General features: G+C 64.3%; 15 protein-coding genes. 5 read left to right on the top strand and 10 right to left on the bottom strand.

Translation table 11 applies throughout. The annotated features are described in order from the left end of the window. Positions 1 to 140 precede the first annotated feature (140 nt). The 9 genes from FQU74_RS10970 to xdhA form a co-directional block, all read right to left on the bottom strand. A complete protein-coding gene (locus FQU74_RS10970; protein ID WP_146286506.1) occupies positions 141 to 944 on the bottom strand; it encodes a glycoside hydrolase family 25 protein in 804 nt (267 codons plus the stop codon). Positions 945 to 1,062: 118 nt separating this feature from the next. Next, positions 1,063 to 1,401 (bottom strand): carboxymuconolactone decarboxylase family protein, encoded by a 339-nt coding sequence (locus FQU74_RS10965; protein ID WP_146286505.1) that lies wholly within the window; start codon positions 1,399 to 1,401, stop codon positions 1,063 to 1,065. Between the two features lie 136 nt (positions 1,402 to 1,537). Then, complete coding sequence (locus FQU74_RS10960; protein WP_146286504.1) at positions 1,538 to 2,623, bottom strand: BMP family ABC transporter substrate-binding protein; 1,086 nt, start codon at positions 2,621 to 2,623, stop codon at positions 1,538 to 1,540. 51 nt (positions 2,624 to 2,674) lie between these two features. Then, entirely contained in the window at positions 2,675 to 3,604 is a 930-nt protein-coding gene (locus FQU74_RS10955; protein WP_146286503.1) for an ABC transporter permease, read from the bottom strand. Further along, positions 3,604 to 4,686, bottom strand: a complete 1,083-nt coding sequence (locus FQU74_RS10950; protein ID WP_146286502.1) for an ABC transporter permease — start codon at positions 4,684 to 4,686, stop codon at positions 3,604 to 3,606. The genes FQU74_RS10955 and FQU74_RS10950 overlap by 1 nt, the downstream gene beginning before the upstream one ends. A gap of 96 nt (positions 4,687 to 4,782) precedes the next feature. After that, positions 4,783 to 6,318 (bottom strand): ABC transporter ATP-binding protein, encoded by a 1,536-nt coding sequence (locus FQU74_RS10945; protein ID WP_146286501.1) that lies wholly within the window; start codon positions 6,316 to 6,318, stop codon positions 4,783 to 4,785. Then, on the bottom strand, positions 6,315 to 7,253 hold the full coding sequence (gene xdhC / locus FQU74_RS10940) for a xanthine dehydrogenase accessory protein XdhC (protein ID WP_146286500.1): 939 nt from the start codon (positions 7,251 to 7,253) through the stop codon (positions 6,315 to 6,317). The genes FQU74_RS10945 and xdhC overlap by 4 nt, the downstream gene beginning before the upstream one ends. Then, entirely contained in the window at positions 7,246 to 9,678 is a 2,433-nt protein-coding gene (xdhB, locus tag FQU74_RS10935) for a xanthine dehydrogenase molybdopterin binding subunit (protein WP_146286499.1), read from the bottom strand. The genes xdhC and xdhB overlap by 8 nt, the downstream gene beginning before the upstream one ends. Then, complete coding sequence (gene xdhA, locus FQU74_RS10930; RefSeq protein WP_146286498.1) at positions 9,675 to 11,078, bottom strand: xanthine dehydrogenase small subunit; 1,404 nt, start codon at positions 11,076 to 11,078, stop codon at positions 9,675 to 9,677. Before xdhA ends, xdhB begins: the two co-directional genes overlap by 4 nt. A 223-nt stretch (positions 11,079 to 11,301) precedes the next feature. On the opposite strand from xdhA, the gene FQU74_RS10925 reads away from it, so the two are divergent. From FQU74_RS10925 to FQU74_RS10910, 4 genes are all read left to right on the top strand, one after another. Next, complete coding sequence (locus tag FQU74_RS10925) at positions 11,302 to 11,994, top strand: hypothetical protein (RefSeq protein WP_146286497.1); 693 nt, start codon at positions 11,302 to 11,304, stop codon at positions 11,992 to 11,994. A 47-nt stretch (positions 11,995 to 12,041) separates the two neighbouring features. Then, positions 12,042 to 15,545, top strand: a complete 3,504-nt coding sequence (dnaE, locus tag FQU74_RS10920) for a DNA polymerase III subunit alpha (protein WP_146286496.1) — start codon at positions 12,042 to 12,044, stop codon at positions 15,543 to 15,545. A gap of 72 nt (positions 15,546 to 15,617) precedes the next feature. Then, on the top strand, positions 15,618 to 16,622 hold the full coding sequence (locus FQU74_RS10915; protein ID WP_146286495.1) for a hypothetical protein: 1,005 nt from the start codon (positions 15,618 to 15,620) through the stop codon (positions 16,620 to 16,622). A gap of 84 nt (positions 16,623 to 16,706) precedes the next feature. Beyond that, positions 16,707 to 17,996 (top strand): O-acetylhomoserine aminocarboxypropyltransferase/cysteine synthase family protein, encoded by a 1,290-nt coding sequence (locus FQU74_RS10910; RefSeq protein WP_146286494.1) that lies wholly within the window; start codon positions 16,707 to 16,709, stop codon positions 17,994 to 17,996. Between the two features lie 42 nt (positions 17,997 to 18,038). Here FQU74_RS10910 and FQU74_RS10905 read toward each other — a convergent pair whose 3' ends face one another. Beyond that, entirely contained in the window at positions 18,039 to 18,782 is a 744-nt protein-coding gene (locus FQU74_RS10905) for an SIMPL domain-containing protein (RefSeq protein ID WP_373289012.1), read from the bottom strand. A gap of 176 nt (positions 18,783 to 18,958) precedes the next feature. Between FQU74_RS10905 and FQU74_RS10900 the strand changes: the two genes are divergently transcribed. Beyond that, positions 18,959 to 21,943 (top strand): hypothetical protein, encoded by a 2,985-nt coding sequence (locus tag FQU74_RS10900; RefSeq protein WP_146286493.1) that lies wholly within the window; start codon positions 18,959 to 18,961, stop codon positions 21,941 to 21,943. Positions 21,944 to 21,957: the final 14 nt, after the last annotated feature.

The raw sequence follows: 21,957 nt of genomic DNA, 5'->3' as shown, positions 1-21,957 counted from the left end.
CCCCCGCGCGCCTGCGGCGCTTCCCCCGAGGATATTTGGGAAAGGAAACGCGCGAGTGTGCGGGCTTTCCTTTCGGAAATATCCTCGGGGGGTGAGGCGAGTTTCTCGCCGAGGGGGGCAGACAGCCCCCCTACCCTCGCTCAAGGCTGGGCGCGGCGCGACAGCCAGTCAGCCCAGGCCGTTTCGTTGCCGGCAAAGACATTGATATCCACATCGCCCGCGATGCCCGGGATCTGGCCGGTCGAGGTATACTGCCAGAAGGCCCAGTGCTGGCCCGGATAGCGGTCGGACGGGTGCGCCGCGACCGAGCGAAGCCAGAAGTCCACGCCAGACAGCTTGTACATCTGGTTGTCTTCATAAAAGTCCACGGTGGTATAGAGGATCGGCGCCGTGCCGTAATGTTCCGTGAACATCCGGATCAGCACCTGTGCGTCGGCGCGGATCACTTCGGGGGCACGGCGGATGGTGCAGGTGGGGCTGGTCGGCGTCCACTCCATGTCAATGACCGGCGGTAGGTCACCGGAACGCCGCGGAACCTGCTTGAAGAACCAGCGTGCCTGCTCTTCGGGGGACCGGCAGTGATAGAAGAAGTGATAGGCGCCACGCCGTACGCCGGCTGCATCGGCGCCGCGCCAGTGCGAACGGAACATCTCGTCCACCCGGTCGCCGCCCTCGGTTGCCTTGATGAATGCGAAGTTGACGCCGCTTGCCCGCGCCGATTTCCAGTCAATCGAGGTCTGGAACCGCGCGACATCAATCCCGTGTACCGGATGGCTGCGTGTAACCGAGACGAGTTCGGGATGGGGGTCCGAATCCGAGAAGTTCGGGCGCACGATCTCACCGGGCGGGACGCTGACAAAGGCGGCCCGGTCAACACGATCCCCCCCGCCACCACAGGCCGAAAGCATCAGGGTGGCGATCAGGGCGGGGATGGTCAGGCGCATCTTGTCCTCAGGCTCGTGCAGTCAGACGCATCGTCGCCGATGCCGCCTGACTTGTCACGGCCCATTCTTGCGACATGGGCACCGGCAGCAGGAAACCGCGAATGCCACTTCGGAACGATCAGGCGCCTGTGAGTTCGTCCCAGCAGGCCAGCGCGTGGGCTGCATACATCACGGCCGGGCCACCGCCCATCTGGATCGACATCGAAAGCACGTCGCCCAGTTCTTCCCGCGTGCCGCCCGCCTTCATCAGCGCCTCGACGTGGAAGTTGATGCAGGGCTCGCAACGTTGCGAAATCGCGATGCCGAGCGCCACATATTCCTTTTCCTTGATGCCAAGCGGGCCGTTGTCCTTGGCCGCCTTTGACAGCGCACCAAATCCTGCCATCGCATCGGGGATGAGCTTGTTCATCACGCGCAATTCGTTGCGCATGTCCACGATCTTGTCCTTGTAGGCCATGTTCATCTCCTTGATCTTGCCGGGCTGTTCTGGCACGTGTCGGCAAGAGTTTCAATTCATATTCGCATATATGAATTGAATGGAGGTGAATGAAGGCCCGCCGGGTGGACGGGCCTTCTGGTTCGTTCCGGTCAGATTACTTCGGGATTTCGCCCGAGATGCCCTCGACGTAGAAGTTCATGCCGAGAAGGTCGCCATCAGGCGCAGTCGCGCCTTCGGCGAGCCAAGGGCTGCCGTCCTGCTTGTTGATCGGGCCGGTGAACGGGTGATAGGTGCCTGCCCCGATCGAATCGCGCAGCGCCTCGGCCTCGGCTTTCACGTCGGCCGGGATCGCGTCGGTGATTTCACCGATCAGCACTTCGCCACCCGCGATGCCTTCCCAGGCATCGGCCTGGGCGTAGGTGCCATCAAGCAGCGCGCCGACGCGCTTCACGTAATAGGGACCCCAGTTGTCGATGATCGACGACACGCGCGGGCTGGGCTTGTAGTCAGCCATGTCGCTGGCCTGACCAAAGCCGATGACCTTGCCGCCGGTCTTGGCGGCCTCGGCCAGCGGGGCGGTCGAATCGGTGTGGCTTGCAATCACGTCAACGCCCTGATCGATCAGGGCCTTGGCGGCATCGGCCTCTTTTGCCGGGTCGAACCAGGTGAAGGCCCAGACGACCGACAGCTCGACATCCGGGTTCACCTTCTTGGCATGCAGGTAATACGAGTTAATACCCATGACGACTTCGGGGATCGGGAACGAGCCGATGTAGCCGATCTTGTTCGACTTGGTCATCTTGCCCGCGATATGGCCCTGAACGGCACGGCCTTCATAGAAGCGCGCGTTATAGGTCGAGACGTTGGGCGCCTCGCGCTTGAAGCCGGTCGCATGTTCGAACTTCACGTTCGGGAACTTCTTGGCCACGGCATTGGTCGCGTCCATGTAACCGAAGGAGGTGGTGAAGATGATGTCGCAGCCGCCAAGTGCCATCTGGGTCAGCACGCGCTCGGCGTCAGCACCCTCGGGTACATTTTCCTGCCATGCAATCTCGACCTTGTCGCCAAAGGTCTTTTGCACATCGAGCGCGCCCTGATGGTGCTGGAAGGTCCAGCCGCCGTCACCGATGGGGCCGACATAGACGAAACAGGCCTTCGTCTTGTCCTGCGCCAGTGCGGCGCCGCCAAAGGCCATCGACAGGCCCAGTGCGGCCGTGGCCAGAAGCTGTCTGCGTTTCATTCGTATTCTCCCTGTAGGGGCACTCAGCCCCGGTTGATGATTGGCCGCGCCTTATCGCGCAGCGTGGAAATTCTGTCCCAGGCAGGCCGGTGCGTTCAGCGAAGCCCGTCCGCGGCCCGAGGACATGACCACCAGCACCAGAATGGTTATCAGATAGGGCGACATCGACAAGTACTCGACCGGGATCGGCACCTGCGCTGCTTGCAGGTTCAGCTGCAATTGGGTGATACCGCCGAAAAGCCAGGCGCCAAGAAGCGCGCGCCACGGCCGCCAGCTGGCGAAGACCACGATCGCAAGTGCAATCCAACCCGCGCCTGCGGTGATTCCGTCCACCCATTGCGGCACCCGTACGAGGCTCAGATAGGCCCCGCCCAGACCCGCCATCGCCCCACCGAACAGGATCGCCAGCAGCCGGATGCGTTGCACCTTGTACCCTAGCGCATGCGCCGCGTCATGGCTTTCGCCCACCGCACGCAGGATCAGCCCGCCACGTGTGAACTTGAGAAATGCCCAGACCGCAGCCACGATCGCGACTGAGAGATAGACGAAGGGATCGTGCGAAAACAAGACCTTGCCGAAGAACGGGATGTCAGCGAGCGGCCCAAAGGGGACGCTGCCGGTCAGGGGCGGCTTGATCCCGACGTAGCCCTGCCCGAGCAAGGAAGACAGGCCCAGCCCGAACAACGTCAGCGCCAGCCCCGAGGCCACCTGATTGGCCTGCATGACCTGCGTGAGAAGAGCAAACAGCAGGCTCAGGATCGCGCCGCCGGCTGCCCCACCGATAAAGCCCAAGGCGGGGCTTCCGCTTTCGACTGCGGTGATGAAGCCGCAGATTGCCCCCATGATCATCATCCCCTCGACACCGAGGTTCAGAACGCCAGCCCGCTCGACCACCAGCTCGCCGATCGCGGCAAGCAGGATCGGGACAGAGGCCACCATCAGCGCTGAAATCAGCAGGGCCGGATCAATGCTACCGAACATCAGCGCGCCTCCACTTGGGCCAGACGGATACGGAAATTGGTGAGAAGGTCACAGGCCAGCAGGAAGAACAGAAGCATCCCCTGGAAGGCCTGGATCGCCGCCGAGGGCAGACCAAGGTTGGTCGAGGCCATCTCGCCGCCAATGTAGGTCAGCGCCATCAGAAGTCCGGCCAGCAGGATGCCTATCGGATTCAGGCGTCCAAGGAAGGCCACGATAATCGCGGTGAAACCGTATCCCACGTTGAAGTCGATCGAGATCTGCCCGGCCGGACCCGTCACCTCGAACAGCCCAGCCATCCCGGCCAAGGCGCCTGCGACCCCCATGCAGAAGAGAACCAGCCGCTCGGGCTTTACCCCCGCATAACGCGCCGCGCGTGGTGCCTGCCCCGCCAGCTTGATCTGGAAGCCAAGGATGTGGCGCTGCAACAGCACATAGGCGGCAACCACCGTCGCGAGCGCCGCAACACCACCCCAGTGCAGACCCGAGCCTGCGATCAGTTCGGGGTTGGCCGCCGCCGGGTAGCTTGAAAAGTTGCGGCTGCCCGGAAAGCCTGCACCTTCTGGGTTCCTCAGGAAGCCGGTCGAGGCCATGGCGAGAATGGTCTGCGCCACATAGACCAGCATCAGCGAAACGAGGATCTCGTTGGTGTTGAAGCGCGTCTTCAGGATCGCCGGGATCATCGCCCAGGCCCATCCGCCAAGAGCGCCGGCAACGATCATCACCGGAAAGATCAGCCTGTTTTCGGTCGGATAGACCGCAAGACCCACCGCCGCGCCGATGACGGCGCCCATGATGTACTGCCCTTCGGCCCCGATGTTCCAGATGCCTGCACGGAAGCCGAGGCTCAGCCCCACCGCGATCAACACCAGCGGACCAGCCTTCACCAGAAGCTGCCCGCGCAGATACCAGGCGAATTCGCCGAACAGCGGGTCCCAGAAGATGGTGCGGATTGCCTCGAACGGGTTCTTGCCAAGTACGGCAAACATCACGCTGCCCGCAATCATGGTCAGCGCCACGGCCAGAACCGGCGTCGCCCGGCTCCAGAACACGGACGGCGTGGGGCGTTTCTCAAGTCTCAGCATTGGTGCGCCCCCCCTGCAGTGTTCATTGCGAAGTTTCCTTGTGCGCAAGGCGATTTGAGAGACAGGCGATGTGCCCGCCAGACATGTGCGAGGTGATCATGCACCATGATGCGCCACCTCCATCCCGTGAGCGCCGCCCATCATCAGCCCGATCTCTTCGATGCTCAGGCCTTCGACCGGGCGAGGCCGCGTCATCCGCCCCTCGTTCAGCGCGGCAAAGGTATCGGCAATCTCCAGAAGCTCATCGAGATCCTGGCTGATGACGACGACGGCTGCGCCTGCGGCCGCGCGGTCAAGGATGGCCTGCCGGATTGACGCTGCCGCGGCTGCGTCCACACCCCAGGTGGGCTGGTTGATCACGATTACCTCGGGGTCTTGCATCAGCTCGCGACCGATCACGAACTTCTGCAAGTTGCCTCCGGACAATGCGCGGGCCGCAACATGTGTACCGGGCGTGCGCACGTCGAAACCCTCGATGATGGCGCGGGCGAAGCTTTCGGTCCCTGCCCAGTCGATAAAGCCATTCCGGGTCAACCCCTTGCGCACCGCACCTGACAGCAACGCATTCTCCGTGAGCGACATGTTCGGCGCCGCCGCGTGCCCCAGCCGTTCTTCCGGCGCAGCCACAAGACCGGCCTTGCGCCGCTCAACCGGGCCCAGATCGCCAACCGGATGGGAATGGATGCGGATACGGTCAGGCTCGGTTGTAATCTCGCCCGAAAGCGCCAGCAAAAGCTCGTCCTGCCCGTTGCCAGCCACCCCGGCAATCCCAAGAACCTCGCCCTTCGAGACAGCGAAGCTGATGCCCTTGAGACTGGTGCCGAAGGGGATCGGCGAGGCCAGCGACAGGTCAGAGACGCCAAGCGCCACCTCGCCCTTCTCGCCAGCCCGGCGTTCGGGCGGGGTCAGCGTGGCCCCGACCATCATTTCCGCCAATTCTCGCGCGGTTTTTTCGCGCGGCGTGCAGGTCGCAACCACCTTGCCACGCCGCAGGATCGTTGCCTCGTCACACAGGCTGCGGATCTCTTCCAGCTTGTGCGAGATGTAGAGGATCGATGTGCCTTCGGCCTTCAGCTTGCGAAGGGTTTCGAACAGGATCTCCACCTCTTGCGGGGTCAGAACGCTGGTCGGCTCATCCATGATAAGTAGTTTTGGCGACTGCAGCAGACAACGGATGATTTCTACGCGCTGACGCTCGCCCGCCGAAAGGTCGCCCACCATACGGCCCGGATCAAGGGGCAGCCCGTATTCCTCGGACACCGCCCGAATACGCGCCGCGAGTTCGCGCATGGGCGGCGGGTTTTCCATCCCGAGTGCGACGTTCTCGGCCACATCCAGCGCCTCGAACAGGCTAAAATGCTGGAAAACCATGGCGACACCGGCCGTTCGCGCCATGCTGGGTTTTGCCGGGGCATAAGCCTCGCCACGCCAGACCATATGGCCCGAGTCAGGCTTGATCAGCCCGTAGATCATCTTGACCAAGGTCGACTTGCCTGCGCCGTTTTCGCCAAGCAACGCGTGCACTTCGCCCTCGCGGATCGAAAAGGATACGTCGCTATTGGCGATGACACCCGGATAGGCCTTGGTCACTCCATCGATGCGCAGAAGCTCCGCGCCAGCATTTGCGTTCATCCCGCTATCTCCCCGCGGTTTTTTTCTTTTTCGTTCTGCGTCAGCAAAGCCGTTGCCACACCAAGTGCGATGGCCTGCGGATGTTTTCCAAGGCGTTTGTCGCCAATCGGACAGGCAATGCGCGCCACGTCCTGCGGCAAATGCCCCAGACCGTGCAGACGTGCCCGGAAACGCGCCGATTTTGTTGCCGAGCCGATCACGCCAAGGCGGCCAAATCCGTGCGCGAGTATCCGGTGGCACAGTTCCAGATCCATCGCGTGCGAGTAGGTCATCACCAGATGCTCGGCCCCGAGCGGCGCATGCGCGACCAGCGCGGTCGGGTCGGCCACGGGCACCGCCGTCACCCCCGCCGGGATCACTTCGGGAAACCGCTCTGGCGCCGTGTCGATCCAGGTGATCGCAAGATCAGGCAGGGGCGCGAGCACCGAAACCAGCGCCCGCCCGACGTGACCCGCCCCCCAGATCCAGATCTGCCGGGTGGGACTGATGACAGGTTCGACGAACCAGCCCTGCACCAGTTGCGCAACCGGCGCCACGCCCTGCCCGCGACGCATCGCGATCAGCCGTTTGACGGCAAGTGGCATGTCGCCTGCGCCGCGCACCGGACGCGCCAGCACATCCTCTGGCACCGAGGCACCGGCCACGAAGACCTCGGACAATAGTGCCACCGCCCCGCCGCAGCACTGCCCGATGCCCGGACCAAGCGGCACCCGGTCAAACCGCTGTGCCTGCCCCGTCGTCAGCATCTCTCGCGCCCAACCGGTGGCCAGATGCTCCAGCGCGCCGCCGCCGATGGTGCCCGATTGGCCGTTTTCCCAGACCAGCATCGACGCCCCCACCTCGCGCGGGGAAGAGCCCTGTACCTCGGCGATCACGACACGCACCACGCGGCCATGCGCGGCCAGCGCGGCCAAAAGCTCCTGCCGATCAAACATGACCCTGCTGCCTCCGCACCGCCCAGAGAACGCGTTCGGCCGTCGCGGGCGCATCCAGCGCCGGATAGACAGAGCCGTCGCCACAGGCCGCAACCGCATCGGACAGCGCCATCAGTGCCGAGATGCCCAGCATGAAGGGCGGCTCGCCCACAGCTTTGGACCTGCCCACTGTATCTTCCGGATTTACGCGGCCCCAAAGCGCCACGTTGAACACCGGGGGCCGATCAGAACAGGCCGGGATCTTGTAGGTCGACGGGGCATGGGTCATCAGACGCCCCTTGCCATCCCAGACCAGCTCTTCTGTCGTCAGCCAGCCCGCGCCCTGCACGTAAGCGCCTTCGACCTGCCCGATATCGATCGCCGGGTTCAGGCTGGCACCGGTGTCATGCAGGATGTCGGTGCGCAGGATGCGGTTCTCTCCCGTCAAAGTATCGATGACCACCTCGGTCACCGCGGCCCCGTAGGCAAAATAGAGGAACGGCCGCCCCTGCCCCTTGACCCGGTCCCAGCTGATCTTGGGTGTCGCATAGAACCCGGTCGATGAGAGCGAGATGCGCGCCTGATAGGCCCAGCTGACAACCTGGGCAAAGTCATAGCTCTCGCCCGCAACCTTGATCTGGCCGTCCTCGAACCGGACCGTCGCCGCATCTGCCTGATGCCGGTCGGCTATGAACCCCGCAAGGCGGTCGCGGATCGTGATGCAGGCCGCCTGCGTCGCCATTCCGTTCATGTCAGACCCGCTGGAGGCCGCCGTGGCCGAGGTATTGGGCACCTTGGCCGTATCCGTGGCGGTGATCTTCACCTGGCCGACATCGACCCCGAAGACCGAGGCCGCCACCTGCGCCACCTTCAGGAACAGCCCCTGCCCCATCTCGGTCCCGCCGTGGTTCAACCGGATAGAGCCGTCCTGATAGACATGGACCAACGCGCCAGCCTGATTGAGCCAGGTCAGGGTGAACGAGATCCCGAACTTCACCGGCGTCAGGGCGATCCCGCGCTTCAGGATTGGCGAGCCCGCATTCCAGCGCGCGATTTCGGTCCGGCGCGCCTGATAGTCCGAGGTCCGCTCCAGTTCATCCAGCATCCCGCGCAGCACAAAGTCCTGAACCGGCATGCCGTAATGTGTGGTCTGCACCTCGGCCTTTGGCGAATGTGCCGCGCCATAGCGATGGCCCGTCCCCGGTGCCTCTGCCTTTGCAGCGAACCCTTCGGCTTTCACTTTGGCCAAAGCACTTTCGGGGAGAACGCCAGAGGCCTGAGCGGCAGACGCCCCCCCCTCTGCCATCTCAGCGTAGAAGTTCCGCCGCCGCACCGTGACCGGATCAAGCTTCAGGGTATGGGCAATGTGGTCGACCACGCGCTCGATCCCGACCACCCCCTGCGGCCCGCCAAAGCCGCGATAGGCGGTGTTCGACTGGGTGTTGGTGCGCAGCCGATGCGACTCGATCCGCACATTTCCAAGGAAATAGGCGTTGTCGGCATGCAGCATCGCCCGGTCTGCCACCGGCAGCGACAGGTCTTGCGACCAGCCGCAGCGGATCAGGTGCTGAAACTCGATCCCAAGGATCTTGCCTTGCGCATCAAAGCCCGCGCGATAACGAACCCGCAGGTCGTGGCGCTTGCCGGTGATGACCATGTCGTCATCGCGATCATAGCGCATCTTGCAGGGCCGCCCCGTGGCACGAGCGGCCATGGCGCAGGCAATCGCGAGATGGTTGCCCTGGCTCTCCTTGCCGCCAAAGCCGCCGCCCATGCGGCGCACCTCGACCCGGACCGCGCTCATCGGCAGGTGCAGGGCGTGGGCCACCTTGTGCTGGATCTCGGTCGGGTGCTGGGTGGAGCTGTAGACCACCATATCGCCGCCCTCTTGCGGCAGCGCCGCGGCGACCTGGCCTTCAAGGTAGAAGTGCTCTTGCCCGCCGACCTCGAAATCGGCCTCGACCACATGCGGGGCCGTGGCAATGGCCGAGGCGGCATCGCCACGGCTCCAGATCACCGGGCCGCCCTCAAAGCGGCTGTTTGCCGCAAGCGCCTGATCCCGCGTCAGCAGTGCGGGGCGTTCAGCATAGGTGATGCGTCCAAGCCGGGCTGCGCGCCGGGCCGCCAGATGGCTTTCGGCCACGACCAGAAACACCGGCTGGCCGACGAAATGCACCTCACCCGTCGCCAGAAGCGGCTCGTCCCCAAGGCTGGGCGAGCAATCCGGCATCTCGGGCCAGTCCTCGGCCGAAAAGACCGCAACCACACCCTCGGCCGCGCGCACGGCGGCAAGATCGATCGCGGTGATCTCGCCATGTGCACAGCTCGACTGACCAAATGCCAGATGGAGGGCACCTGCGGGCAGCGGGATGTCATCGGTATAGCGGGCCTCGCCCGTCACATGCAGGGGGGCTGCGTCATGCGGAAGGGGTTTGCCGATGCTCATGCGCGAACCTCCAGCACGTCAGCGGCAACGCCCGACAGATCATGGAAATAGCGGATCGCCATATTGCCCGCAGCCTCCAGCCGATACGCCGCACTCGCACGCATATCGGTCAGCGGCGTGAAGTCCTGTGACGCGGCGGCTTTCGCAGCCTCGAAGGCGGCAAGCGCAAAGGGCTGGCCGACAAGCGCGGACTCCATCGCGGATGCGCGCTTGGGAATGCCCGCCATACCGCCAAAGGCGATGCGGGCGGCCGTGATGATCCCATCCTGGACGGTCACATTGAACGCGCCGAGCACCGCAGAGATATCCTGATCAAAGCGCTTGGACAGCTTGTAGCAGCGCAGCCCCGGTGCCGCCCCGGGAATGGTCACTGCCTCGACAAACTCGCCCGGCTGGCGGTCCTGCTTGTGGTAGTCGAGGAAGAAATCCTCAAGCGCGATCTCGCGCCGCGCATTGCCCTTGCGCAGATGCAGGCGGGCATCCATCGCGATCAGCGCAGGCGGGCCATCCCCGATGGGCGAGCCATTGGCGATGTTGCCCCCGATGGTTGCGGCATTGCGCACCTGTTCGGACGCAAAGCGCGTCAGCATCGCGGCGAAATGCGGGTGCGGACCGGCCATTGCCGCACGCAGATCGGTGAGCGTGACACCCGCGCCGATCCGAAGGGTGCCGTCTGCCCCGGCCGTAATCTGGCGCAGATCGGAGATGCCGTTCAGAAACGCGACCTTGGGCAAGTCTTTCAGCTGCTTGGTGACCCAGAGGCCGACATCGGTCGCCCCCGCGATCAGCGTGGCGTCGGTGTTATGGGCATACCAATCAGCAAGTGCATCCGACGTCGTGGGGCGGAAAGCCCCGGTGAGGCTGCCTGCCTCCCCGGACCCCTCCGGGGATATTTGGGAAAAGGAAAGATCAGGATCAGTCATCCAGGCCGGCACCGCCATTGCCTCGGCAGCCTTGGCGGCGCGGACAATGGGCGCATAGCCGGTGCAGCGGCAGAGGTTGCCGGCCAGAACAACATCATGGTCCTGGCGACCTTGCGTATGGGCTGCCGCCATCGAGGTCACGAATCCCGGCGTGCAAAAGCCGCACTGGCTGCCATGATGGTCGACGAGCGCCTGCTGGACCGGGTGCAACTGGCCATCGGGCCCGGCAACACCTTCAACAGTGCGGACGGATTTTCCATCGAGTTGCGGCAGGAACAGGATACAGGCATTCATGGCCCGCGGCCCGGCCTGATCCGTCACAATCACCGTGCAGGCGCCGCAATCCCCTTCGTTGCAGCCCTCTTTCGTGCCGGTGAGGCGCTTGTCTTCGCGCAGAAAATCCAAAAGGGTGCGCGTGGGAGAAATCTCGCCAAGCCGCACCGGCGTCCCGTTCAGCAGAAACGCGATCCCGGTCATTAACAGTCCCGCCGCGTTACTCCCCTTGGCCTTGGTGGGCTCCCTCCGATGCGGCGTAAGAGGGGACCGGCCTTGTTCTGGTTGATGATAGGAGAAACCCAAGCCGCCCCCAAGGCAAGCAGAACCTTTGCGCGATCCACGAAAGGAGTTAATGGATTTGCCGAAGAATAGGGCGTCGCCTGCCCGGAAAGTAGGCGGTTTTCGGGAACTGCGATGCCTTGAGATGTCGCTTGATTCCGGTACGACGTATATGGAGCCTGCGGAACGCACAACAGGAGTTAGTCTCATGGAAAGTAATGAGGCATCAGCCGAGCAGCAACCCTACTATGCCCCGCCGTGGATCGCGCGCCTGCCCTGGCCTGTGAGGGCTGCCTGTTTTGTCGTCTTGATGCTTACTCCGTTGCTGGCCGTTCTGGTGTTGTTCAATCGCGGGAAATGGCTGCCCACGCAGGCATGGCTGGAGGCATCCGGCACGGTCGCGATGCTGGCGTCATTGGCATGGGCAGCAATGATGCTCGTTGTGGTCGTTATGGCCACTCCGCCGGTGCAGCATTGGAAAGATCAAAGCGCGCGCGACGCGGCAATCACCAAGAAGGTGTTGTGGATGGTCCTGTTAGGCTTGATGTTCCATCCGGGCATCATGAACATTGTGCGCCTCGGCGTTCCGGCGATCCATGCAGCTTTCCACGGAGAGCAGGTGGCGCACAAGTTCGTTGTGAATGATCCAGATTACGGGCACACCAAATTCTGTAAAGACGCGGTCAGCTTGCAGGATATGCCGTCTTTCGCCGAGCTCTGCCGGGTGCCCGACGGCTATCGCGAAAAGCTGCGTCCCGGCATGACGATCATCGTTGAAGGCAAGGGTAGCTGGATGGGAGTCGCGCCTGAACAGCTGAGGATTGACGATGGCGGCTGACGCCTTGGCGCTTTTGCCCATCGCGCCGCTCCGCTACTCTGCCCCCCATGTCAGATCCCGTCCGATTCATTCACCTGCGCGTCCATACCGAATACTCGCTGCTGGAAGGCGCGGTGCCGGTCAAGAAACTCGTGGGGCTCTGCGCCGCGCAGAACATGCCTGCGGTGGCGGTCACCGACACCAACGCGATGTTCGCGGCGCTGGAGTTTTCGACCATCGCGGCCGGGGCCGGGGTGCAACCGATTGTCGGCTGCCAGTTCAGCCTGATGCACGATCCGGCCCGGCTGGGTGAAAAGCCGCGACCGCCTGCGGCGATCGTGCTGCTCGCACAGTCCCAGGCGGGGTATCTGAACCTGATGCGGCTTTCGACCTGCCTTTACGTCGAGAAAAAGGGGCAGCTGCCGCATCTGACGCTGGAAGATCTTGAGGCCCATGCCGCAGGGCTGATCTGCCTGACAGGCGGGGCCGAGGGGCCGGTGGGCAAGTTTCTGCAAACCGGCAACCGTGCGCGGGCCGAGGCGCTGATCGACCGTCTGGCCGCGATCTTTTCGGACCGGCTCTATATCGAGGTGCAGCGCCATCCGGGCGAAGGCGGCAGGCTGATGGCGGCCGAGGCAGCAACCGAGCGCGGCTTTGTCGAGATCGCCTATGACAAGGGGCTGCCGCTCGTTGCCACCAACGACGTCTACTTCCCCAAGGCCGAGATGTATGAGGCGCATGACGCGCTGATCTGCATCGCCGAGGGGGCCTATGTCGATCAGGCCGAACCGCGCAGGCGCCTTACCCCGCAGCATTACTTCAAGTCCGAGGCAGAGATGTGCGCGCTGTTCGCCGATCTGCCCGAAGCGCTGGAAAACACGGTCGAGATTGCGCGGCGCTGCGCCTACAAGGCGGCAAAGATAGCTCCTCTGCTGCCGCGCTTTGCCGACAACGAGGTTGAAGAGCTACGCCGCCAGAGCTGGGAGGGGTTGCGCGCGCGGCTTGCCGTGATCCCCCACGCAGCCCCGGTCGAGGAATACGAGGCCCGGCTTCAGTTCGAGTTGGACATCATCGAGAAGATGGGCTTTCCGGGCTACTTCCTCATCGTGTCCGATTTCATCAAATGGGCCAAGGAACACAATATCCCCGTGGGCCCGGGCCGGGGCTCGGGCGCGGGCAGCCTTGTGGCCTATGCGTTGACGATCACCGACCTAGATCCCCTGCGCTATGCGCTTCTGTTCGAGCGGTTCCTGAACCCTGAACGTGTGTCGATGCCCGACTTCGATATCGACTTCTGCATGGATCGCCGGGAAGAGGTGATCAGATATGTGCAGGGCAAGTACGGGCGCGACAAGGTGGGTCAGATCATCACCTTTGGGGCGCTTCTGTCCAAGGCCGCGGTGCGCGACGTGGGCCGGGTGCTGCAGATGCCCTATGGGCAGGTGGACCGGCTGTCGAAGATGATCCCGGTCGAGGGGGTGAAACCCGTCTCGATCCAGAAGGCGCTGGCCGACGAGCCGCGCCTGCGTGAAGCCGCCAAGGCGGAAGAGGTGGTGGACCGGCTGCTGAACTACGGCATGCAGATTGAGGGCCTGCTTCGGAACGCCTCGACCCATGCTGCGGGCGTGGTGATCGGGGACCGGCCGCTGGACCAGTTGGTGCCGCTCTATCAGGACCCGCGGTCGGACATGCCCGCCACCCAGTTCAACATGAAATGGGTTGAGGCTGCGGGCCTTGTGAAGTTCGACTTTCTGGGCCTGAAGACGCTGACCGTGATCCAGAACGCCATCGACCTGATCCGCAGCGGTGGGCGACAGTTGCACGAGGCGGCGGATGGCACGCGGCTTTACGATCCCAAGCCGGGGGCAGAGAATGACATCGGACACATCCCGCTCGATGACAAGGCCACCTATGAGCTTTATGCGCAGGCCAAGACGGTCGCGGTGTTCCAGGTTGAAAGCTCTGGCATGATGGATGCGCTGCGGCGCATGAAGCCCACCTGCATCGAAGATATCGTGGCTCTGGTGGCGCTTTATCGTCCGGGGCCGATGGAGAACATCCCCGTCTATTGCGAGGTCAAGCACGGGCTGCGGCCGCTGGAATCGCTCCACCCCACCATCGACCCGATCCTGGCCGAAACCCAGGGCATCATCGTCTATCAGGAACAGGTGATGCAGATCGCGCAGGTCATGGCAGGCTACAGCCTTGGCGGCGCCGACCTTCTGCGCCGCGCCATGGGCAAGAAGATCGCCGAAGAAATGGCGAAAGAGCGTCCCAAGTTCATCCAGGGCGCCAAGGCCACGCACGGCATCGACGAGAAGAAGGCAGGCGAAGTCTTTGACCTGCTCGAGAAATTCGCGAACTACGGCTTCAACAAGTCGCACGCGGCGGCCTATGCGGTGGTCAGCTATCAGACCGGCTGGCTGAAGGCCAACCACCCGGTCGAATTCATGGCTGCCGTCATGAACTGCGATATCCACCTGACCGACAAACTGGCGATCTATAAACGCGAGGTCGACAAGCTGGGCATCGCGACCGTGCCCCCGTGCGTGAACCGCAGCCTTGCCACCTTCAGCGTGAAGGACGGCCGTGTCGTCTATGCCCTTGGGGCGCTGAAGAACGTGGGCGTCGACGCCATGCGCCTGATCGTCGAGGCGCGACGGGCCGAGGGGGGCGAGCGGCCCTTCGCCACCCTGTTCGACTTTGCCCGCCGGGTTGATCTGAAGCGCGTCGGCAAGCGCCCGCTGGAGATGCTGGCGCGGGCGGGATGTTTCGACACTCTCGACCCCAACCGCGCGCGGGTGTTCGATGCGCTGGATGCGCTGGTGGCCTATTCGGCGGCTGTGCATGAAGCGCAGGGCTCAAGTCAGGTCAGCCTCTTTGGTGCGGCGGGGTCCGATATCCCCGAGCCACGCCTGCCCAACCGCAACGACTGGTTGCCGGTCGAACGGCTGGGACAGGAACATCAGGCGATCGGCTTTTACCTTTCCGGCCATCCGCTGGACGACTACATGGGGCCCTTGAAGCGCAAGAAGGTGATGGCGCTGACCGAGCTTGCCGCCGCCTGCGAGCGTGGACCGGTGGTGGGTAAGATCGCAGGATCGGTCAGCAGCCGGCAAGAGCGGAAATCCGCAAAGGGCAACCGCTTTGCCTTTGTGCAACTCTCTGATCCGACAGGGCTTTACGAGGTGACGGTCTTTTCCGACACGCTGGAGCAGGCGCGCGATTTCCTTGAGCCGGGCATGAATGTCGTCCTGACCGTCGAGGCCAATCTGGAGGGCGATACGCTGAAGCTTTTGGCCCGCGCCGCGCAGCCCATCGACAGCGTCGCGGCCGAGGCAGGCGGCATGAACCTGCGCATCCACCTTGACCGGCCCGAGGCCGTAGGCTCGGTTGCGACGCTTCTGGGCGGAAAGGCTACGGGGCGCAACAAGGCCCAGATCATCCTGACAGTGCCCGATGACACGGGGCGCGAGATCGACCTGACCTTGCCCGATCTTTACCCAGTGACGCCGCAGATCAAAGGGGCGATCAAGGCCATGCAGGGTGTTCTGATGGTTGAAGAGGTCTAGGCCCCGCATTTCCGCGCGCGGCCAATTGCCATTCCCGATGCGCCACCTATAGTCCGCTCCGCAGGAACGGAAATGCACGACAAGATGACCACCGCAGGACGACCCTTCAACATCATGGCCGTCGTGCAGGCGGGACGTCTGGAATACGAGGCCGTGATCCTCGCGGCGTCCCTGCGCCACAGCGCGCCGAACTTTGCAGGCAAGCTTTATCTGGCCGAACCCCAGCCCGGTCCGCGATGGTCGTCGGACCCGCGGATCAGCGACCCTGCGGTGCGCGGACTTCTGGCCGATCTTGGCGCCGAGATCCTGCCCTTTGAAAACCGGGTCTTCGGGGAAAGCTACCCCCACGGCAACAAGATCGAGGCGCTGACCGCGCTGCCCGATGCGCCATTCCTGTTTCTGGATACCGATACGTTGATCACGGGCGATATCGGCGCGGTGCCCTTTGATTTCGCCCGCCCCTCGGCCTCGATGCGGCGCGAGGCGACATGGCCGATCATCGAGCTTTACGGTCCGGGTTATAGCGCGACGTGGAAGTCGCTTTATGATCGCTTCGGGCTGGATTTCGAAAGCTCGCTCGATCTTTCGCAGCCTGATGAGTACTTCAGGCGGTATCTCTATCTGAATGCGGGCTGGTTCTACCATGAAAGCGCACATGCGTTTGGCATGCGCTTTCTGGATTACGCCCGCACCATCCGCGATGACCCACCGTGGGAGCTGGAGTGCCAGCAGCTTTACCCGTGGCTTGACCAGATCGCGTTGCCCCTTGTCATCCGCTCGTTTGGTGGTGGGCGCCCTGGCCCCGAACTGGACGGGCTCGATGGCGACGTGACGTGCCACTATCACTACCTGTCGATGATCTATGCCCGCGAAAGCGATCAGGCGGTCGCCGCACTGGAAGCAAGCTGTGCCCCGCGCGAGATCAAGCAGGTCCTCAAGGCATGGGAGCCCGCGCGGCGCCTGATCTATCAGCCGCAGGGGCAAAAGGCGCGCGCGCTCTTTGATCGATCCGACCTGCCCAGACAGGACCGTTTCTTCCGGAAAACACTGAAGAAAAACGGATTCTGGTATCGATAGGGGCGCAAAGGTCGCAGGGGAAATCGGGGGCTTCACCCGACGCCACAGCCAGCCTAAGCTGCGCCCATGTTACGGGAGGACAGGATGACCGACAAACCCTTGGGCTTTGATACGCTTGCCATTCACGCAGGCACTGCACCCGACCCGGCCACGGGCGCGCGGCAGGTGCCGATCTACCAGACCACCGCCTATGTCTTCAAGGATGCCGACCACGCGGCGCGGCTCTTCAACCTGCAAGAGGTGGGTTACATCTATTCGCGCCTGACCAACCCCACGGTCGCGGCGCTTGCCAACCGCGTCGCGGCGCTCGAAGGCGGCGCGGGTGCCATCTGCTGCTCGTCCGGACACGCCGCGCAGATCATGGCGCTGTTCCCGCTGATGCAGCCGGGCTGCAATGTCGTGGCCTCGACCCGGCTTTATGGCGGCACGATCCAGCAATTCTCCAACACGATCCGCAAGTTCGGTTGGTCGGCCACCTTCGTCGACTTCGACGACCCGACGGCGATCAAGGCGGCCATCGACGAAAACACCCGCGCGCTGTTCTGCGAGACCATCGCCAATCCGGGTGGGGTCATCACCGATCTGGATGCTGTCGCCAAGGTTGCGGACGCCGCAGGCCTGCCCCTGATCGTGGACAACACGACCGCGACGCCTTGGCTGTGCAAGCCGATCGAACATGGCGCGACGCTGGTGGTGCATTCCGCCACCAAATATCTGACGGGCAACGGCACCGTCACGGGTGGCGTCGTGGTGGATTCAGGCAAATTTGATTGGTCGGCCAGCGGCAAGTTCCCCTCGCTCGCCGCCCCCGAGCCGGCCTACCACGGTTTGAACTTCCATGCGGCACTGGGCGGGATGGCCTTCACCTTCCACTCGATCGCCGTCGGTCTTCGCGATCTGGGCATGACCATGAACCCGCAGGGCGCGCATTACACCTTGATGGGGATCGAGACGTTGGGCCTGCGGATGCAGCGCCATGTCGAAAACGCCCAGAAGGTTGCCGAATGGCTTGAGGCCGATCCACGGGTCGAGTTCGTGAGCTTCGCAGGGCTCAAGTCCTCGCCTTGGCATGGGCGCGTCAAGCAGATCACGCCCAAGGGAGCGGGGGCGCTGTTCACCTTTGCGGTAAAGGGCGGCTATGACGCCTGCGTCAAGCTGGTCGATAATGTGAAGCTGTTCAGCCATGTGGCCAACCTTGGCGACACGCGGTCGCTGATCATCCACCCGGCTTCGACCACCCATCGCCAGCTTGACGAGGCGGCGCAGATCCGCGCGGGGGCGGCGCCGAATGTGGTGCGCCTGTCGATCGGGATCGAGGACGTCGCGGACATCATCGCCGATCTGGATCAGGCGTTGGGCAAGGCCACCGCCTGAATGCAAAAAATGGGGGGCGCGGATCGCGCCCCCTGTTCGCGCTTACTGCGCGATTTCCCAGACGATCGTCACATTCGCGGTGGTCGCGACTTCACCCGCTGCAACCGGCACGGGGGCCCCGGCTACGGCCTCGGCCGCCATGCGGAAGGCAGGCATCGGCATCGGAGCGCCCATCGTTTCACTGATCGAGCGGATCGCGCCCAGTTTGACGCCTGCGGCCTCGGCCAGAAGCTCGGCGCGGGCGCGGGCATCGGCAACCGCACGACGACGGGCCTCATCCTGCGCCGGGCGCGGTTCTTGCAGGCCGAATTCCACCCCGTTCAATTGGTTGGCGCCATCCTGGACAGCGGCATCGAGCACGGACCCAAGGCCATCCAGGGCACGCACCCGCACGGTGACCCCGTTGTTGGCGATAAAGCCCGAGATCTTCGGCGCCTCGCCCGAGCTGTTGTGCTGCCAGTTCGGGTTGACCGACAGGCCCGTGGTCTGCACATCGCGTTGCTCGATCCCGGCAGAGCCGAGACGCTCCAGCACCTTGGCGATCTCGGCCGAATTGGCACCAAGCGCCTCGGCGGCAGTTGCGCCCTCGGTGGTCACGCCAAGGCTGACGGTTGCCATGTCGGGGGCCTGATCTACGCGGCCCTCACCGGTGACAGTGATCACCATCGCCTCTGCCATGACGGCCCCCTCTTGCGCGACCGCAGCCGACAGCGGCATCGACAGCGCCAAGGCCACCGCCGCGCCCTTCAGCATTCCTGCCACTGTCGATTTTCCAAGTGCCTGCATTTGAACTTCCTTTCGTGAACTGCTGCGAACTTCTACCCTTATGACGTGTCATGGAAGCGGTTCCTTGGCGGCATCACGGGTGTTTTTCTTTCTTTCGGCGGAAAGCTGCTATACTGCGACGGGCACAGGGGCCGATAGACTCCCCGCCCCACCTTCAGACGTGCTAGACCTGTGCAATGAAACCGAATTTCGCGCTCCAATTCCTGAATGACAGCATCAGCCTGCTGCATCGGACGGCCCGTGGCTGGCTAGAGATCGGTTCAACCCCGATTGACGCGCCTGATCTGGCGGACGCCCTTGGCTATCTGCGCCGTTCGGCGCTTGGTCTGGCGCCGCATGGGGTGGCCACAAAGCTGGTCATACCTGAGGATCAGATCCTCTATCTTCAGCTCAGCGCGCCCGGCCCGACCGACAGCCATCGCGATATGCAGATCCGCGCGGCGCTGGAAGGCCGAACCCCCTATGAGATCGACGATCTGGTGTTCGACTGGTCCGGGGATGGTCCCATGGTCCAGGTCGCCGTGGTCGCCCGTGAGACGCTGCGCGAGGCCGAGGCTTTTGCGCTGGAATATCGGCTGAACCCCGCGTCCTTCGTGGCGCTTCCCGACCCCGCCCGATTTGACGGAGAGCCGTGGTTCGGCCCCACTGATCATGCCGCTAACCTGCTGCAGGAAGGCGAGATCGTCGAACGGGATGCCGAGGCGATCAATATCGTCAGCCGTGATCCGCAGCATCGCGAACCGCGCCACGTGGCCCCGCCGGTCGAAGCAGCACCCGAACCCTTGCCCGAGGTGCTGACGGTTGCCGAAGCCCCTGCACCCGATCCAGAGACCGCACTGGCAGATGAGCCGGCCACGCTTGACGATATCCTGGCAGAACGGGTGGAGGCAGTGGCGGCCCCTGTTCTGGAAGAGGCTGCGCCGGTTGCCGCAGACGCGGCGGTCGCCGAATTGCCTGAACCTGAAACGCCCGAGCCTGAGGCGCCCGAGCCTGAGGCGCCTGAACCGGTCGTGCCAGAGATCCCGCTGCCGCTGGTTGAACCGCCCGCCGAACCGCTGCCCGAGATTGAACCCGATCTGCCCGAACCCGAGATCCCCGCAGAGCCCGAGTTTGTGCCCGCGCCCGTGCCGCAGCCCGAGATCGAGCCTTGGGAAGAACCTTGGGAAGGGGCGACCCTTCTGCCACTCGATCCGATCCCGGATGAGGAGGTGGAACTCACGCCTCGGCCACTGGTCGCGGAAACGCAGCCGGTCTCCGTCATCTCTCCGACGATTGCCGAGGATGTGCCGCCCCCGCCCCCCGGCCCTGCATTCGCCAGTCGGCGGACTGCCGATGAACGACCGGCAGAACGGTCCGGCCCCGCACGGCGCCTGCCCGCCGCGCCGCTGACGCCTCCCGCCCTTGCTGCCTCGGCCGCGCTGGCGCGAAGCTATGACCCGGGCGCCGCGAGCGACGACGAGGTGCCGCCGCCGGTCGCCCCCGCATTCCGTCAGGCGCTTGCTGCAAGTCGCGCCAAGCTCGAAGGCGCCCCGGCGCCAGAGGCCCCGGTTGCCCGCCCGCCCCGCACGGCCAAATCCGCCGGACCTGTCACGGCCCCCGGCATCACCGGCCCCGGTGCCCGCGCAGGTCGCTCGTCGCGCAGCAGCAAGACATCGACACGCGTTGACGTGCAGGAAGTGGCCCAGACCCTCGTCGCGCCGCCGCCCGAGCCGGACTCGTTCCGCCATGCCCGCCCCGCTGGCCGTGGCCGCCCGCGCTATCTGGGCCTGATCCTGATGGGTCTCTTGCTGCTGGCGCTCGCAGGGGTTGCCGCATGGTCGTCAATCGCGCTCTCGCGACGCGGCACGACCGACACCACCGCAGTGGCCGATGCCACGCTCGATTCCAGCGAACCAGTCGCCTCGGCGGAAGATATCCCCCCGGCGGAGGATGAAGCGCTTGCCGATGGCCAGCTGCCCGCGCCAGAGGCCGCCCCTGCCCTGGACGTTGCGGACAACACCGTGCAGCCCGAAGCTGCCGATACGGCCGCCAGCACGCCCTTGGCCACGCCCGAGGCGCAGGACGAGATCATCGTCTCGACCCAGGATGCCCCGCCGCAGCCGACCGACGCGTTGTCGCTTGAGACGACCGAGGTCGCCGCCGATGCGCTGCCTGGTGCACCGATGCCGCCGCCCCCCTTTGGCACACTGTACGAATTCGATGCTGACGGGCTGATCAAGCCCACGCCCGATGGGATTGTCACGCCCGAGGGTGTTCGTCTTGTTGCAGGACGCCCTGCCCTTGTGCCCCCGCCCCGCCCGGAAAGCATTGCCGCGCGTGCGGCACCTGTGACCCCGGCCCCGACGCCAGACGCAGCCGGTGCTGCAGCCGCCGAAGGCGCCGTGCGCGTCGAGCCCTACACCGATCCGGCGACGCAAGGTCTGCGCCCGCGCCCGCGGCCCGAAGGACTCGCGCCCGCCGCCGAAGATGCTGCCGTGCCTGCCGAAACTGAGGGCACACGCGTCGTCAGCCTCGTCCCTAGATCACGGCCTGCCAGCATCGTGAAGATGGCCGAACAGATGCGGCTCGACGAAGAGGCGCGCAAGGTCGCCGAGGCTGCATCCCTGTCGGCAACCGCCGCTGCCGAGGCCCTGGCAACTGCCACTCCGACCCCGCCCGCGCAGGCAGCGCTTCAGGCGACTGGTCCGGTGCCGGGCGGTCTCGGCATCTCGCGCATGCCGCCCGACAAGCCGCGCAACTTTGATCGCCGGGTTCAAACCGCGCTGGCTGCTGCTTTGGTTACGGCAACCAAGCCCACGCAAGTTGCCGCAGCGCAGCCGGCGCCCGAGCCGAAAAAGGCCGTTGCCCAACCGACGACCGCTGAACCCGGTGCCGACGATGAACCTGATCAGGGCACAGTTTCACTTCGGTCATCGAATTCGTCTTCAGTTGCCAAGAACGCGACCTTTGCCAATGCGATCAATCTGGGCCGCACCAATCTGATCGGCGTCTATGGCACGCCATCGCGCCGCTATGCGCTGATCCGGACCGGATCGGGCAGCTACAAGAAAGTTCGCGTGGGCGACTCGCTCGATGGCGGCAAGGTGGCCGCGATCACCGATAGCGAGGTCCGCTATCAGAAAGGTGGCCGTATGGTCGCCCTTTCCATGCCCAAGGGCTAAAGCCCCGGCGACTT

Origin of the sequence: Gemmobacter aquaticus (genome assembly GCF_007859075.1) — a bacterium.
In the GTDB taxonomy this organism is placed as follows: domain Bacteria; phylum Pseudomonadota; class Alphaproteobacteria; order Rhodobacterales; family Rhodobacteraceae; genus Gemmobacter; species Gemmobacter aquaticus.
The sequence above is the reverse complement of the archived record's forward strand: the minus strand, read 5'-3'. Positions and strand labels throughout refer to the sequence as shown.